The 13920-nt window shown below is 62.1% G+C and carries 16 protein-coding genes; 10 read left to right on the top strand and 6 right to left on the bottom strand.

The genetic code is table 11. The annotated features are described in order from the left end of the window. Positions 1 to 16: 16 nt before the first annotated feature. The 6 genes from AERO9A_RS11500 to AERO9A_RS11475 all read left to right on the top strand — a co-directional run bounded on the left by AERO9A_RS11500 (position 17) and on the right by AERO9A_RS11475 (position 5502). Positions 17 to 1735 (top strand): VWA domain-containing protein, encoded by a 1719-nt coding sequence (locus AERO9A_RS11500; protein ID WP_159972084.1) that lies wholly within the window; start codon positions 17 to 19, stop codon positions 1733 to 1735. Next, positions 1732 to 2304, top strand: a complete 573-nt coding sequence (locus AERO9A_RS11495; RefSeq protein WP_159972083.1) for an RNA polymerase sigma factor — start codon at positions 1732 to 1734, stop codon at positions 2302 to 2304. Before AERO9A_RS11500 ends, AERO9A_RS11495 begins: the two co-directional genes overlap by 4 nt. Further along, complete coding sequence (locus AERO9A_RS11490; RefSeq protein ID WP_159972082.1) at positions 2301 to 2954, top strand: hypothetical protein; 654 nt, start codon at positions 2301 to 2303, stop codon at positions 2952 to 2954. The genes AERO9A_RS11495 and AERO9A_RS11490 overlap by 4 nt, the downstream gene beginning before the upstream one ends. A gap of 92 nt (positions 2955 to 3046) precedes the next feature. Further along, positions 3047 to 3541 (top strand): hypothetical protein, encoded by a 495-nt coding sequence (locus AERO9A_RS11485; RefSeq protein WP_256665937.1) that lies wholly within the window; start codon positions 3047 to 3049, stop codon positions 3539 to 3541. Positions 3542 to 3826: 285 nt separating this feature from the next. Beyond that, positions 3827 to 4615, top strand: a complete 789-nt coding sequence (locus tag AERO9A_RS11480; RefSeq protein ID WP_256665936.1) for an ABC transporter substrate-binding protein — start codon at positions 3827 to 3829, stop codon at positions 4613 to 4615. 68 nt (positions 4616 to 4683) lie between these two features. Next, the gene (locus AERO9A_RS11475; RefSeq protein WP_159972079.1) at positions 4684 to 5502 is read left to right on the top strand and encodes an ABC transporter substrate-binding protein; all 819 of its coding nucleotides are present in this window, start codon (positions 4684 to 4686) and stop codon (positions 5500 to 5502) included. On the opposite strand, the gene AERO9A_RS11470 is transcribed toward AERO9A_RS11475, so the two are convergent. After that, positions 5453 to 6211: a CPBP family intramembrane glutamic endopeptidase gene (locus tag AERO9A_RS11470; protein ID WP_159972316.1), complete on the bottom strand. Its 759-nt coding sequence runs from the start codon at positions 6209 to 6211 to the stop codon at positions 5453 to 5455. The two genes, AERO9A_RS11475 and AERO9A_RS11470, sit on opposite strands and share 50 nt — an antisense overlap. A gap of 35 nt (positions 6212 to 6246) precedes the next feature. Beyond that, positions 6247 to 6414: a DUF2897 family protein gene (locus AERO9A_RS11465; RefSeq protein ID WP_159972078.1), complete on the bottom strand. Its 168-nt coding sequence runs from the start codon at positions 6412 to 6414 to the stop codon at positions 6247 to 6249. Positions 6415 to 6571: 157 nt separating this feature from the next. On the opposite strand from AERO9A_RS11465, the gene AERO9A_RS11460 reads away from it, so the two are divergent. The 4 genes from AERO9A_RS11460 to AERO9A_RS11445 all read left to right on the top strand — a co-directional run bounded on the left by AERO9A_RS11460 (position 6572) and on the right by AERO9A_RS11445 (position 10589). Next, on the top strand, positions 6572 to 7876 hold the full coding sequence (locus tag AERO9A_RS11460) for an ATP-binding protein (RefSeq protein WP_159972077.1): 1305 nt from the start codon (positions 6572 to 6574) through the stop codon (positions 7874 to 7876). 1 nt (position 7877) lies between these two features. Further along, positions 7878 to 8792, top strand: coding sequence for a response regulator (locus tag AERO9A_RS11455; RefSeq protein WP_159972076.1), 915 nt, complete (start codon positions 7878 to 7880; stop codon positions 8790 to 8792). 216 nt (positions 8793 to 9008) lie between these two features. After that, positions 9009 to 9710, top strand: coding sequence for an orotidine-5'-phosphate decarboxylase (gene pyrF, locus AERO9A_RS11450; protein WP_159972075.1), 702 nt, complete (start codon positions 9009 to 9011; stop codon positions 9708 to 9710). 117 nt (positions 9711 to 9827) lie between these two features. Then, complete coding sequence (locus AERO9A_RS11445; protein WP_159972074.1) at positions 9828 to 10589, top strand: SDR family oxidoreductase; 762 nt, start codon at positions 9828 to 9830, stop codon at positions 10587 to 10589. Positions 10590 to 10648: 59 nt separating this feature from the next. Here AERO9A_RS11445 and AERO9A_RS11440 read toward each other — a convergent pair whose 3' ends face one another. From AERO9A_RS11440 to AERO9A_RS11425, 4 genes are all read right to left on the bottom strand, one after another. Further along, positions 10649 to 11845, bottom strand: coding sequence for a benzoate/H(+) symporter BenE family transporter (locus AERO9A_RS11440; protein ID WP_159972073.1), 1197 nt, complete (start codon positions 11843 to 11845; stop codon positions 10649 to 10651). After that, the gene (locus AERO9A_RS11435; protein ID WP_159972072.1) at positions 11845 to 12456 is read right to left on the bottom strand and encodes a LysE family translocator; all 612 of its coding nucleotides are present in this window, start codon (positions 12454 to 12456) and stop codon (positions 11845 to 11847) included. The genes AERO9A_RS11440 and AERO9A_RS11435 overlap by 1 nt, the downstream gene beginning before the upstream one ends. A gap of 108 nt (positions 12457 to 12564) precedes the next feature. Further along, on the bottom strand, positions 12565 to 12747 hold the full coding sequence (locus tag AERO9A_RS11430; RefSeq protein WP_159972071.1) for a hypothetical protein: 183 nt from the start codon (positions 12745 to 12747) through the stop codon (positions 12565 to 12567). Then, positions 12744 to 13871 (bottom strand): PepSY domain-containing protein, encoded by a 1128-nt coding sequence (locus tag AERO9A_RS11425; RefSeq protein ID WP_159972070.1) that lies wholly within the window; start codon positions 13869 to 13871, stop codon positions 12744 to 12746. The genes AERO9A_RS11430 and AERO9A_RS11425 overlap by 4 nt, the downstream gene beginning before the upstream one ends. Positions 13872 to 13920 lie beyond the last annotated feature (49 nt).

Below are 13920 nucleotides of genomic sequence, written 5' to 3'. Positions count from 1 at the left end.
GCTCAGGAGGTGCGACGTGTTCGCTCATTCTCTATCGATTGTTCGTCCGCTCGCTGTTGGTTTTTCCGCGTCTGCATTACTGCTGTTGACTGCCTGTAGTGCTTCCGATCAAGAGTCTGTCGTACCAGCCCAAGTACAACCCCTGGCGCAGCCTATATCAACGGCTCAAACCCAGGAGCCGTTGTCAGGCGAGCTGATGGACGTGCCAATGGCGGCAGAGATCAGCCGCAAAAGCACGGCGCTTACGGCTTCTGCGCCGATTGCTGTCATTGATGCTCTGCCGCCGAGCTACCGTGATGAAACGCGCGAGCAGTATCAGACTTATGCCGATAACCCCATATTCTCTGTCGCTGAAAGCCCGGTATCGACTTTCAGTATCGACGTTGACACCGGCAGTTACGCTAATGTGCGGCGCTTTTTAAATTCAGGGCAATTGCCACCCAAAGATGCTGTGCGGCTGGAGGAACTGGTCAATTACTTCCCCTATGCCTATCCGTTGCCGCAGGGGGATTCGCCGTTTGGTATCAGCACTGAGATGGCGGTGACACCCTGGAATCAGCAAACCCGACTGCTGCGTATCGCCATCAAAGCCTCGGAGCGCAGTGTTGAGCAATTACCGCCTGCCAATCTGGTGTTTCTCGTCGATGTGTCTGGCTCCATGCAGCGCCGAGAGGGGCTGCCGATGGTGCAAGGCACGCTGAAGCTGCTGGTCGATCAGTTGCGTGCGCAGGATCGCGTGTCGCTGGTCACCTATGCCGATGAGAGTCGGGTCGTGCTCGAATCGACGCCGGGTAGCGACAAGATGAAGATTCGCGCGGCCATCGACCAACTGACGGCAGGCGGCTCCACGGCCGGTGAGTCAGGTATTGAACTGGCTTATCAGCAGGCGCAGCAACACCTGATCGACGGCGGCATCAATCGCATTTTGTTAGCCACTGATGGTGACTTCAACGTCGGAGTCAGTGATTTCGACAGCCTCAAGCGACTGGCTGGCGACAAGCGCAAAAGTGGCGTCTCGCTGACCACCCTGGGTTTCGGCGTGGACAACTATAACGAGCGCTTGATGGAGCAGTTGGCCGATGTCGGCAATGGTAATTACGCCTATATCGACAACCTGCGCGAGGCGCGCAAGGTGCTGGTCGACCAGCTTGGCTCGACCCTGGCCACAGTGGCTAGTGATGTGAAGCTGCAAGTGGAATTCAATCCAGCCGAGGTCAGAGAGTACCGCCTGCTGGGGTACGAGAACCGTGCGCTCAAGCGCGAGGACTTCAGTAATGATAAGGTCGATGCCGGTGATATCGGTGCAGGTCATACCGTCACCGCTTTATATGAAATCGTCCCGGTCGGTGGCAAAGGTTGGCTGGAGCCATTGCGCTATCAACAACGCGTCCAGCCAGTGTCGCAGAACGCTGAGGTAGCCTGGCTGCGTATTCGCTACAAAGCGCCGGGCGAAGCGACTAGCCACCTGCTGGAGCGGCCTGTCACCGGTGGTGAGGCCAAACCGATTCTGGCTGCCAGTACGGATTTGCGTTTTAGTGCTGCACTCGCGGCCTTTGCGCAACAACTCAAGGATGGGCTTTACATCGGTGATTTCACTTTGGCGCAGAGTATCGAGTTGGCGCGCTCGGCCAGGGGGGAAGACCGGTTCGGCTTACGCGGCGAATTTATCCAACTGGCTGAAATTGCCCAGAGTCTGCAAAATTCCGCTTCCACACCTGCACGAGTTCAGCAGTGAACCTACCTCTCACGGATGACGACGCCGCCTTGCTGCGGCGTTACCGCCGTGGCGATGCCGCGGCCTTCGATGTCTTGTACCAGCGCCACCGGCTCGGGCTTTTCCGTTTTCTGCTGGGGGTGTGCGGCGAGCACGCGCTAGCTGAGGAAGTCTTTCAGGAAACCTGGATGAGCCTGATACGCAGCCAGAGCGAGCAGCGCGAGGCAGTGTTGTTCAAGACCTGGCTGTACCAGATCGCGCGTAACCGTCTGATCGACCATTGGCGCAAGACGGGGCGTCGGCAAGCGGGACAGGACGAATACGATGAAAGTCTGCACGCCCAGGCCGACCCACAGCTCAACCCGGAGCAGCAGTGGGGCCTGAGCCGTGATAGTGAGCGGCTGCAGGCCGCATTGGCTGATCTACCCGCTGATCAGCGCGAGGTGTTCCTGTTGCGCGCCCATGGTGATCTGGAACTGAACGAAATTGCCAAGTTGACCTGCACGCCTACCGAAACGGTCAAGAGCCGTTTGCGCTACGCCCTGCAGAAACTGCGCCGACTGTTGGCCAGTGAGGAGTTATCCGCATGACCCATGAACGAGAACCTCTAGCGCATGAGCAGGCGTTGTTGGCGCATTTTCGCGCCCATGGTCGCGGTGAACCGTCGGCCGAGTTGGATGGTCGCATTCTCGCGGCTGCTCGTGAAGCAACACAAGCCGATGCGATCGTAGCCAAAGCAGGCTGGGCGCAGCGTCTGCGTCACTGGCTATTGGGTAGCGGTAGCTCGCGCTGGTCGGTGGCGGTGGCCGGTCTAGCCTGCATCGGTATTGGCCTCAGCCTGACCTGGCAGACGCTACCGCAAGTGCCACAGACGCTCGACACCGCACCACCTAGCGCCGTGAGGAGTGCACCAGCTCCCACTCAAATGACCGCCAAGCGCGCTGAGCCTGCGCAACCGTCTGCGCGACAGGAGAGCCGCAAGGCCGAGGCAGTGGCGCGCATTACGCCACCTGCTGCGCTGGCTGATGCGCCGCTGTCCGCTGCCAGCACAATGGCGCCCATGGCTGAACTGGTGAAACAGAGCGAGCCACGTCAAGACCTGCTGCGCCTACTGGCCCTGCGCAAAGCCGGTGAGACTCAGCAGGCGCAACGCTTGTTGGAACAGCTTCAGGCGCATTACCCACAACTGGACATCGAGGTGCAGCTCAAGCATCTGGCTGGTGAGCGCTCGACTGATTGAACGGTGCGTAAAAGTCCTGTAAGTCGGCTTGCCAGAGCTGTTCGTGAGGCTCAGCATGCGCGCGTTATTGCTTGAACGACCCTGGTTTGATGATGCGTAAGTCATTTGTGTTATTGCTCTGCTTGAGTTGGTTGAGCGGCTGTGAGCGTGCAGAGGCGCCTGCGGCACAGGTGTCTGCATCTGTTAAAACGCCTGTTGTCGCGCGAGTGACTGCGCCAGAGCCCGCTCCCGTCGCCAAGATTGTCGAGCAGGCGCCATCCACCCAGGCTGTCGTAAGCCGTCCGCCTGAGCCTGCCAAGGCGCCGGTTGCTGCCAGCATCAAGCCTGCTGAGGTTGCGCCGCCGCAGTCGCTAGAGCGCGAAGTGCAGCGTGCGCTGGATTTGAGTGTGCCGCAGGCGCTATTCGAGCAGGCCGTGAAAGGTGAAACTGAGCAAGAGCTTTCGCCTCTGTTACCGCCGTTGTTTGCTGAGAAGCCCGAGGGCGTTAGCCCCGTTCAGATCAGTGGGCGGCTGATCAATAACGCGCAGGTCGACGATTACTGGGAGTCCATCGAAGGTGCCGAAGTACAGTTCGAGTTCAAGCAGTGAGGCATCGTTTTGTGCGGAGTGAGCTCTTCACGTCATCGTAAGTTGCTGCGTTAGCGACACTCGTACGAGGCTTGCGAGTGGCCATCATGGCGCGAGGTGCCTAGCCCTGTAGCGATTTGCACGCGTGCCCCTTGGACGCGCAATAACATTCAAGATCTGTGTCATTTTGGCCGATAAAGCCTTGGCCTGAGCTCGCCACTGGCCAGGCTCTACGGGCAGGGAGGCCAAAAGCATGATGCGTGCTTCAGGTTAGTGCTCCTGTTCATTCAAATGAAGAGGTTGAATGTGCGTGCGTGCTGGTTATTTATCACGGTCTGGATAGGGCTGGTTCTACCTTCAGGGCTGCAGGCTGCGCAGGAAGTGCGCGTAGGCGGCTATGACTTTCCGCCTTACCTGTTTCGTCCCGAGTCGGCTCAGCCAAGAGGTCTGCTGGTCGATTTGCTGCCTTTACTCAACAGCATGCAAAGCGATTACCGCTTCGTACTGGTGCCCACCTCTGCGAGTCGGCGTTATCGCGATCTCAGCTCCGGGCGCTTTGATCTTATGCTGTTCGAGTCCAGCCTCTGGGGGTGGCAGGGTACGCCGCATCTAAGCGTGCCTTTACCTATCGAGGATGCCGAGCTCTACGTTGCGCTGGCTGAGCCAGGGCGTGATCAGAGTTACTTCGACGATCTGACGAACAAGCGTATGGCGTTGTATCGCGGCTATCACTATCGCTTCGCAGACTACAACTCGGATCCAGACCTACTGGGGCGTCGCTTCAGTGCCCAGATGACTTACTCCCATGACAGCAATCTGCACATGGTGTTGATGGGGCGCGCGGATGTGGCGGTTATCACGCGCTCCTATCTGCATATGTACGCTGGGCACAACCCGTATAACGCGGAGCATCTGCTGATCTCGCAGCGTGTCGATCAGCTATACCAACTTCAGGTGCTATTGCGGCCCGATGCTGTGCTAGACGTGCCTCAGGTCAATGCGCTACTGCGCAAATTATTGCTCAATCCTACCTTCGGGACGCTGTTAAAGCGCTACTATCTAGAGATCCAAGGCAGTAATGTTCGCATTCCATAATTCATCTGTTCGGTCAGTTTTTTCTGGCTAGGCTATTTGTATGCATCGTAAGAATTTAGGGAGTGGGCATGCGGCACTTGTGGCGTTGGAGGCGTTGGGGAATAGCGCTGTTGTGCCTGTGCTTTGGCAAGGTGATAGCGGCTGCTGAAATTGTTCATGTTGGAGGGGCGCATTTTCCTCCTTATGTGATTAAAGCCGAGGTAAGTGAAGCCAGTGGACTGTTGCCGGAATTGCTTGAGGCGCTGAACCGCGAGCAGGACGCTTACCATTTCGTCATGCTGCCGACAGCCATCGTCAGGCGTTTCGGGGATTTGCAGCGTGGCCGTATCGACATGGCGATTTTCGAGAATCCCGATTGGGGCTGGCAGGGGATCGAACTCGATGCTGTGGATATGGGGCTCGAAGATGCCGAGTTGTTCGTTGCCCGTCGTGAGGCGCTGCGCGACCAGCATTACTTCGATCGACTGCAAGGCAAGCGCTTGGCGCTGTACCGCGGCTATCACTATGGTTTCGCCGGGTTCAATAGTGACCCGCAATACCTGAGCCAGACCTTCAATGCCAACCTGGGGCATTCCCACGACAGCAATGTGTTGATGGTGCTGCGTGGTCGGGCTGATATCGCCCTGGTGACGCGCTCCAATCTTTACGACTTCATGGCGCGCAACCCTGATTACGAAGGGCAGTTGCTGATTTCCGAGCGCGTCGATCAGGTCTATCGCCATCACGCCCTCATCCGCAAAGGCGCGCCGATCAGTGCCAAAACTTTTGCTGAGTTGCTCGAGCGTCTGCGCCAGAACGGTGAGCTGGCGCGGATATTCGACCCTTACCAGATCGCCGTCATGCCAGTCGTAGCGGATAGCTCAGCAGCAGAAAGTGCAGCAGATTGACGCCCACATGCAGCGCGATGGCCCAGCGTAGCTGGCCGCTGCGCTGGAAGACGAGGCCGTAGCCGAGCCCGGCCAGCGTGGCCACCAACGCGAATGTCGGGCTGAACGGCAGGTGAGCAGCACCGAACAGGGCGGCGGTCAGCAGCAAACCCGGCCAGGTGCCCAGGCGGGTGATCAAGGCGGGTTGCAACAGACCCCGAAACAGCAGTTCCTCGGCAAGTACCGCTACACCCAGATTGACTGCCAGCCACAGCAGCAGGCCATCCGGCCATTTCGGTTGCCAGGCGACGACGCCGATGAGCCACGCCGTCGGCGGCGTCAACAGCAGGGTGGTGAGGCTGAACGGCAGGGCGCGTCGCCAGTCGCCATGAGCCGGGGAGGGACGACCCAGCCACCAGGCCAGCAATGCCATCCCGACCAGCGCCTTGTCCCAGGACAGGCGCAGTGCATAGGGCGGTGCGTCCTGACTGATTGTTCGCGGCGGCCACAGTTCGCTCGCGGTGAAACCGGGTACGAGATGAGCGGCCAGTGCAATGCTGGCGAGTAGCACCAGCGTTCGCCATAAGCTGTCGGGCAGCCAGCGCTCGCCCAGCAGCACCAGCACGATAAATGCAGCGCCGAGCGCCAGGCCTGGGTACTCGATGGTGCCGATGGCCAGGCCGAAGCCGAGCCAGAGTGCGGGGATCAGCGGGGCTAAATGTGAGGACAGACGCGCACGGGGCGCGCCATAGAGATCGGGCGGGTTCAACGCTCGCGGGCGTCCTTGGCGTCCTGCTCGGCGTTGCGCTCGTGAATGCGCTTGAGCTGTTCCTCGCTTAGCGGCAGCTTCTTCGCCGTATCGCGCAGCAGTAGCAGGCCGCCGAGGATGGAACCCAAGGCCAGGATCAGAATGAGCCAGGCATACCAGGGCATGTTTGATTCCTCCGTTAATGTAAGCCTGCACCATACCCGCTCGCCTGCGGCTTGTCAGGCCGGAAGGAATGGCACAAAAACTGTGAGCGTTGTCACATGATGGCAACTTGGCGCTGTTTGAATGGCGACTTTCCGAACACAGGGAGAGACCGCCCCCATGAGCCGTGCCAGCGCTCTGCAGTCCCTGCTCCGAGCGGTGACGCCATTGGCGCCACACATGAGCATCAGCGAAGTGGCCGATCAATTGTTGACGCCCGAGCACAAGGCTTTCCTGTCGCTGCCGGTGGTGGCGGACGACGGCCAGCCCGTTGGGCTGGTCAGCCGCACGCGCCTGCAGGACATCTTCATGCAGCGCTTCGGCCGCGACCTGCGTGGGCGCCACCCGGTGAGCGAGGTGATGAACGATGCGCCGCTGATCGTCAGCCTGGAGGCTGATCTGGAAGCGGCAGCCAAGCAGGTCACCAGGCAACTGCAATACCCGATCACCGAAGACTTCATCCTGGTCGACGAGCAGGGCCGTTACTGTGGTCTAGGCACCGTGCTCGATCTGCTCAAGGCCATGGAGGCGCGCATTGCCCAGCGCAATCGGGTGCTACGCCAGGCGCTGGTGGATCTCAAGGAATCGCAGGCGCAACTGCTGCAGTCGGAGAAGATGGCCTCGCTGGGGCAGATGGTCGCTGGCGTCGCTCATGAGCTGAACACCCCGCTGGGCTACGTGAAGAACAACGTGCAACTGCTGCGCGAGTTGAGCGAGCCGCTCTTTGACCTGGCAGCGGCGCAAGCCCGCCTGGGCCAGTGCCTGAATGATCCCGCGTGCGATGAAAGCCGCCTTGGGGAAGCCCTGCAGGCCGCCGAACAGGCCCGTCAGCAGGCTGCGCCAGAACTACTCGCCGAAGACTTGCAGCAGCTCTACGGCGATACCCTGTACGGCCTGGAGCAGATCGCCGAGCTGGTGGTGGGCTTGAAGGACTTTGCCCGCGTCGACCGCGCCATGAGCGAAGAAGTCGACCTCAACGACTGCATCCGCAGCGCCTTGCTGATCGCCCGCAATCACATCAAGGACAAGGCTGAGGTGGTGCAGCAGCTCGGCGAGCTGCCGCGTATCGCCTGCGCGCCATCGCAGATCAACCAGGTGCTGCTCAACCTGCTGACCAATGCCGCTCAGGCCATCGACGGTTGCGGTCGCATTCAGATTCGCAGTTGGGCGGACGAGCAGGGCATTCACATCTCGTTGCAGGATAACGGACGCGGCATGCCACCTGAGGTCATGGCGAAGATCTTCGATCCCTTTTTCACCACCAAGCCGGTCGGCCAGGGCACCGGCCTTGGTCTGTCGATCAGCTACAAGATCGTGCGCGACCACGGCGGGCAGATCCGCGTGGCGTCCGAACCCGGTCGTGGCACGCGCTTTCTCATCAGCCTGCCGCTGCCCACCGCTGTCACCCTGAAAAGGAGCGCCTGAGATGACCGCACCCGTTCGAATCCTGTTCGTCGATGACGAGGAGCGCATTTTGCGCAGCCTCGCCATGCAGTTTCGTCGGCACTACGAGGTGCTCACTGAGAGCGACCCGCAACGTGCACTACAGCGTCTGCGTGAGGAGCCCGTGCACGTGCTGGTGAGCGACCAACGCATGCCACAGATGACGGGCGCGCAATTGCTCGCCGAAGCGCGCGAGATTGCGCCGAATACCCTGCGTATCCTGCTGACGGGTTACTCCGATCTGGACGCCGCCGTTGATGCGCTGAACAACGGCGGAATCTTCCGTTACCTGACCAAACCCTGGGATCAGCAGGAAATGGCCTTCACCCTGCGCCAGGCCGCCGAGCTGGCCAGGCGCCAGACGCAGCCCGCACAGATGCTGGATAGCCGCACCTTGTCCGCCCCGCTGACCGTGCTGTCGCTCGATGACGAGGCCGATACCCTGGCGGTACTCGATGAATTCTGTGTGGTCGGCGGGCACCGTCTACTGCGTGCACGCAACCTGGCCGAGGCCATGCTGCAGCTCAACAGCGAAAGCGTGGACATCCTGGTCAGCGACCTGAAGCTGGCCGGCGAGGACACCGCGCCGCTGCTCAAGACCCTGGCCCAGGCCCATCCGCGCCTGCTCAGCCTGGTGGTCACGCCGTTTCAGGACACCCAGGCACTGCTGCGCCTGGTCAACGAAGCGCAGATCTTCCGTTATCTGCCCAAACCGGTACGCCGCGGCTTGTTCGAGAAAGGCCTCAAGGCCGCTGCCGAGCAGGCGCTGATCTGGCGCGCGCAGCCGCAGCAGGTGCTTACCCGCTTGGCTGAGGTGCCGCGCGACGAGCGCGAGCAGGAGAAAGTGGGCAGTCTGATGGGCATGCTCGGGCGTTTGCGTGAGCGTTTGATCGCCTGACCCTCTGCTGTCCTGACGTTTTCGCGGCTGAAGCCGCTCCTACGGGGCAATGAATTTCCGTAGGAGCGGCTTCAGCCGCGATGCCTGTGTACCGAAACCAAGGCCCCGGATTGCATCGGGCAACAGACCCGCCTAGAGCCGGGCTTCAGTCACGACCAGCGCCAGCATGCTTTGCGCTACAATGCGCGGCGTTTTTGTCCTGTCCGAGACCTGCCCATGCCTGCTTGCCAGACCCCGATCATCGTTGCCCTCGACTTCCCCAGCTCCGACGCCGCCCTGGCCCTGGCCGACCGGCTCGATCCGGCGCTGTGCCGGGTCAAGGTGGGCAAGGAGTTGTTCACCCGCAGCGGCCCACAGGTGGTCGAGGCGCTGCAGGCCAAGGGTTTCGAGCTGTTCCTCGATCTGAAATTCCACGACATCCCCAACACCACCGCTATGGCCGTCAAGGCTGCGGCCGAGCTGGGGGTCTGGATGGTCAACGTGCACTGCTCCGGCGGCCTGCGCATGATGGCGGCCTGCCGCAACGAGCTGGACAAACTGAGCGGCGCCAAGCCGCTGCTGATCGGCGTGACAGTGCTGACCAGCATGGAACAGCAGGATCTGGCTGGCCTCGGCCTGGACGTGCCGCCGCAGGAGCAGGTGCTGCGTCTTGCCGGTCTGGCGGCTGACGCCGGGCTCGATGGCCTGGTTTGCTCCGCTCAGGAAGCCCCGGCGCTCAAGGTCGCCCAGCCGCGCCTGCAACTGGTGACGCCGGGGATTCGTCCGGCTGGCAGCAGTGCCGACGATCAGAAGCGCATCCTCACCCCGCGCCAGGCGCTGGACGCCGGCTCCGACTACCTGGTGATCGGCCGCCCGATCAGCCAGGCCGCCGATCCGGCGCAGGCGCTGGCGGCTGTGGTCGCTGAACTACAGGGCTGAGTGGCTACGCCATCAGCCTGCTGCATGATCGATCACTCCAACGCCTGATAGTGCTGCTCGCCGTCTGGCTTGCTGGCTAGACTCGTCGCGATCTCCAATCGCTGCGAGGAAGCAGACATGAGCATGACGTTCTCCGGCCAGGTCGCCCTGGTCACGGGTGGTGCCGCCGGCATCGGCCGCGCCACCGCCCAGGCCTTCGCGGCTGAAGGCCTCAAGGTGGTGGTCTCCGATGTCGACGCCACAGGCGGCGAGGGCACCGTCGAGCTGATTCGCGCCGCCGGTGGCGAGGCGTTGTTCGTACGCTGCGACGTGACCCGCGACGCCGAGGTGCAGGCGCTGATGGCCGCGACCGTCGAGGCTTATGGCCGCTTGGATTACGCCTTCAACAACGCCGGTATCGAGATCGAGCAGGGCAAGCTGGCTGACGGTAGCGAGGCCGAGTTCGACGCCATCATGGGTGTCAACGTCAAGGGCGTGTGGCTGTGCATGAAGCACCAGATTCCGCTGCTGCTGGCGCAGGGCGGTGGCGCCATCGTTAACACGTCTTCGGTTGCAGGTCTTGGCGCGGCGCCGAAGATGAGCATTTACGCAGCTTCCAAGCATGCGGTAATCGGCCTGACCAAGTCGGCGGCGGTCGAATACGCGAAGAAGAAAATCCGCGTCAACGCCGTATGCCCGGCGGTGATCGACACCGATATGTTTCGTCGCGCTTATGAGGCCGATCCGCGTAAAGGCGAATTCGCCGCCGCGATGCATCCGGTCGGGCGTATCGGCAAGGTGGAGGAAATCGCCGCTGCGGTGCTGTATCTGTGCAGCGATCACGCTGCCTTTACTACCGGCCATGCGCTGGCAGTGGATGGTGGGGCAACGGCGATCTGATCGGCTCGCGGCAGAAACGACAAAGGCGCCCGAGGGCGCCTTTGTCGTCTGTGCAAGGCTTAGGCCGCGCGCTTACCCGCAGTGAGCACTGTCAAGGTCAGCAGCCCGGCGACGATGCCCCAGAAGGCCGAGCCGACACCGAGCAGGGTCATGCCCGAGGCGGTGACGAGGAAGGTCACCAGCGCCGCTTCGCGCTCGTTCGGCTCGCTCATGGCCTGAGTCAGGCCGCCGATGATCGAGGCGAACAGGGCCAACGCGGCGATGGACAGGATCAACGCCGCCGGTAGCGCAGCGAACAGCGCCGCCAGGGTGGCGCCGAAGATACCGGCGATGCCGTAGAACACTCCGCACCATACCGCCGCGGTATAGCGCTTGCGCGGGTCTTCATGGGCCTCGGGGCCTGCACAGATCGCCGCGCTGATCGCCGCCATGTGAATGCCGTGGCTGCCGAACGGCGCCATCAGTACCGACACCAGGCCGGTGCTGGTCAGTAGCGGCGAGGCTGGCACGTTGTATCCGTTGGCGCGCAGCACCGCCATGCCCGGCAGGTTCTGCGAGGCCATGGCGACGATGAACAGCGGAATACCGATGCTGATGGCGGCTGCCAGCGAGAAGCTCGGTGTAGTCCATTGCGGCGTGGCCAATTCCAGGTGGAAGTCGCTGAAGTTCAGCAGGCCGAACACGCCGGCCAGCACGCTGCCGACGATCAGCGCAGCGAGCACCGCATAGCGCGGCCACAGGCGTTTGCCGAACAGGTAGGCGAGCAGCATGGCCAGTACCAGCCAGGGCTGCTGTTCGGCGGCGTTGCAGATTTCCAGGCCGATCTTGAACAGCACGCCCGCCAGCAGCGCAGCGGCGATGGAGGCGGGGATACGGCGCATCAGGCGGTCGAAGGTGCCGGTCAGGCCGATCAGCACGATCAACCCGGAGGCCAGGATATAGGCGCCGATAGCCTCGCCGTAGGATACCTGCGGCAGGCTGGTGATCAGCAGCGCCGCGCCGGGCGTCGACCAAGCGATCATTACCGGCGCGCGGTAGCGCAGCGATAGCACGATGCAGCACAGCGCCATACCGATCGACAGCGCCCAGATCCATGAAGAAATCTGCCCGCTGCTCAGTCCAGCGGCCTGTCCGGCCTGGAACATCAACACCAGCGAGCTGGTGTAGCCGGTGAGCATGGCGATAAAGCCGGCGACCACGGACGAGGTGGAGCTATCGCTCAGTGGGCGCAGGCGGGGGAATGTTGCGTCTTGCATCAGAACAGTCCTGTATCGATGACGATGGGGTACAGCGAGGCGACCAGCAGCAATGCCATGCCGATGTTGAAGGCGCGCAGCGCGCGCGGATTATCCAGCCACTTGCGCAGCAGGCTGCCGGCCACCGTCCACAGACCGACGCTGGGGCAGTTGACTAGAGCGAACAGGGCGGCGATCAGCAGCACGTTGGTGAAGAAGCCTTCGTGCGGGGTGTAGGTGGTGATGGCGCCGATGGCCATGATCCAAGCCTTGGGATTGACCCACTGGAACGCGGCAGCCTGGAGAAAGGTGAAGGGCTTGGCGTTCGGCGTGTCGCGCCCCTGTGGAGCGCCGGACTGGGCGATCTTCCAGGCCAGGTACAGCAAATACGCGGCGCCGGCGTAGCGCAGCACGTCATGCAGCAGGGGCAGGCGCTCGAACACCTGACCCAGGCCCATGCCCACGGCGATCACCAGCACCATGAAGCCCAGGCTGATACCGAGCATGTGTGGCAGGCTGCGGCGAATGCCGAAGTTCACCCCGGAGGCCAGCAACATCATGTTGTTCGGGCCGGGAGTGATGGAGGTGACGAGGGCGAAGGCGACGAAAGCCAGCAGCAGTTCGGCGGTCATGGTGGTTCTCCGTTGAGCGGACGTCAGCCTATTGCGCCAGGTGCTCGCCGTCGCGGTACAGCCAGACGCGTGATGAACCGTACAGTCTGGCTAATACGACTCTGTAGCCTAATCTGTACGCTCTTTGGCTCGGCGCAGCAGCGGCCAGAAACCCAGCAGCGCAGCAATGCCCAAGCCCAGCCATGACAGTGCATCCCAGCCGCCATCACCGAGCAGAGCGGCGAATAGGCCTAGAGCGCTGCTCAGGTTGATCAGTGACGGCAAAGTAAAGGTCGAATCGCGCCAGCTCATGCGCGGGCCGCCTTGCGTTTGCTCAGTGTTGCCGCGCGCCGCCTGACCCACCAGAGATACAGGCCGCTGAGCAGTACGATGATGGTCAGCACATCGAGTAGTGCCCAGAGTATCTGCATGGGGCGCCCGCCGTAGTCGCCGAAGTGCAGGGGTTGCGACATCGATAGCGCATCCATGTACCAGGGGCGCTCGGCGATTGCGGTCACGGCCAGGTTCTGCGCGTCAATCAGTACCGGTGTCCACAGGTGTGCGGTCAGGTGCGTGCTGCCGGTCATGAACACCGTGTAGTGGTGCGCGGTGGAGAAACGCGTACCAGGAAAGGCGATGAAGTCCGTCTGCATGCCGGGTAGCGCCTGCTCAGCAATGCTCAGGAGCTCGTTGGCCGAGGCGCGTTGTAACAAGGGCGGGGCGTCGCGATAGGGCGCCATCAGCGCGCCGAGTGTGTCTTCGCGCCAGGACTCGATAAGCAGGTCAGCGCAGGCGCTGATCACGCCGGTGATGCCGACCACCAGAGCCCAGCTCAGCGTGACGACGCCGATCAGGTTGTGCAGGTCGAGCCAGCGTGCGCGTCTTGAGCGCGTTTGGCGCACTTCGGCAAAGCGCAGGCGGCGCATGAACGGGGCGTAAAGCACCGTACCGGAGACGATGGCCAGGGTGAACAGCAGGCCCATGGCTGCCAGTAACAGCTTGCCGGGCAGGTCGGCGAACAGATCCACGTGCAGGCGCAGTATGAACATCAGTACGCCGCCATTGGCCGCCGACATGGCGACCGGCTCACCACTTCGGGCATCGAGCATGAAGGTGTGCGAGGCGTTGGGCTCGGTCGCGGCAGTGGCTGCCGTGATGGCAATGATGCCGTTGGGCTCGTCTTGCTCGAAACCGATGTACTGAACCACCTCGCCGGGCCGATAGCGCTCGGCTGCCTCGACCAGTTGCTGCAGACCTAGCCGTGGCGTGCCGGACGGCAGCTCGCGCAGCTCGGGGGCTTCGCCGAGCAGGTGTTCGAACTCGTGGTGGAAAATCAGTGGCAGGCCGGTAAGTGCCAGCATCAGCAGAAACAGGGTGCAGATCAGGCTGCTCCAGGTGTGCAGCCATGACCAGCGGCTGATGGTGATGGGGTTCATGTGCCAACGCTCTCGTCAGTGCATAGCCGCTGCACAGGCGCCGCGCCGT

Source organism: Pseudomonas sp. 8Z (assembly GCF_902506535.1).
Lineage (GTDB): Bacteria > Pseudomonadota > Gammaproteobacteria > Pseudomonadales > Pseudomonadaceae > Aquipseudomonas.
Note: the sequence above shows the minus strand (reverse complement) of the source record. Positions and strands in the feature narration are given on the sequence as shown.

Coding starts and splice junctions, on each gene's coding strand:
- AERO9A_RS11465 (WP_159972078.1), bottom strand. CDS start 6,414: ATGCCCTGGTATGCCTGGCTCATTCTGATCCTGGCCTTGGGTTCCATC.
- AERO9A_RS11475 (WP_159972079.1), top strand. CDS start 4,684: ATGCGGCACTTGTGGCGTTGGAGGCGTTGGGGAATAGCGCTGTTGTGC.
- AERO9A_RS11490 (WP_159972082.1), top strand. CDS start 2,301: ATGACCCATGAACGAGAACCTCTAGCGCATGAGCAGGCGTTGTTGGCG.
- AERO9A_RS11455 (WP_159972076.1), top strand. CDS start 7,878: ATGACCGCACCCGTTCGAATCCTGTTCGTCGATGACGAGGAGCGCATT.
- AERO9A_RS11425 (WP_159972070.1), bottom strand. CDS start 13,871: ATGAACCCCATCACCATCAGCCGCTGGTCATGGCTGCACACCTGGAGC.
- AERO9A_RS11460 (WP_159972077.1), top strand. CDS start 6,572: ATGAGCCGTGCCAGCGCTCTGCAGTCCCTGCTCCGAGCGGTGACGCCA.
- AERO9A_RS11430 (WP_159972071.1), bottom strand. CDS start 12,747: ATGAGCTGGCGCGATTCGACCTTTACTTTGCCGTCACTGATCAACCTG.
- pyrF (WP_159972075.1), top strand. CDS start 9,009: ATGCCTGCTTGCCAGACCCCGATCATCGTTGCCCTCGACTTCCCCAGC.
- AERO9A_RS11445 (WP_159972074.1), top strand. CDS start 9,828: ATGAGCATGACGTTCTCCGGCCAGGTCGCCCTGGTCACGGGTGGTGCC.
- AERO9A_RS11440 (WP_159972073.1), bottom strand. CDS start 11,845: ATGCAAGACGCAACATTCCCCCGCCTGCGCCCACTGAGCGATAGCTCC.
- AERO9A_RS11435 (WP_159972072.1), bottom strand. CDS start 12,456: ATGACCGCCGAACTGCTGCTGGCTTTCGTCGCCTTCGCCCTCGTCACC.
- AERO9A_RS11485 (WP_256665937.1), top strand. CDS start 3,047: ATGCGTAAGTCATTTGTGTTATTGCTCTGCTTGAGTTGGTTGAGCGGC.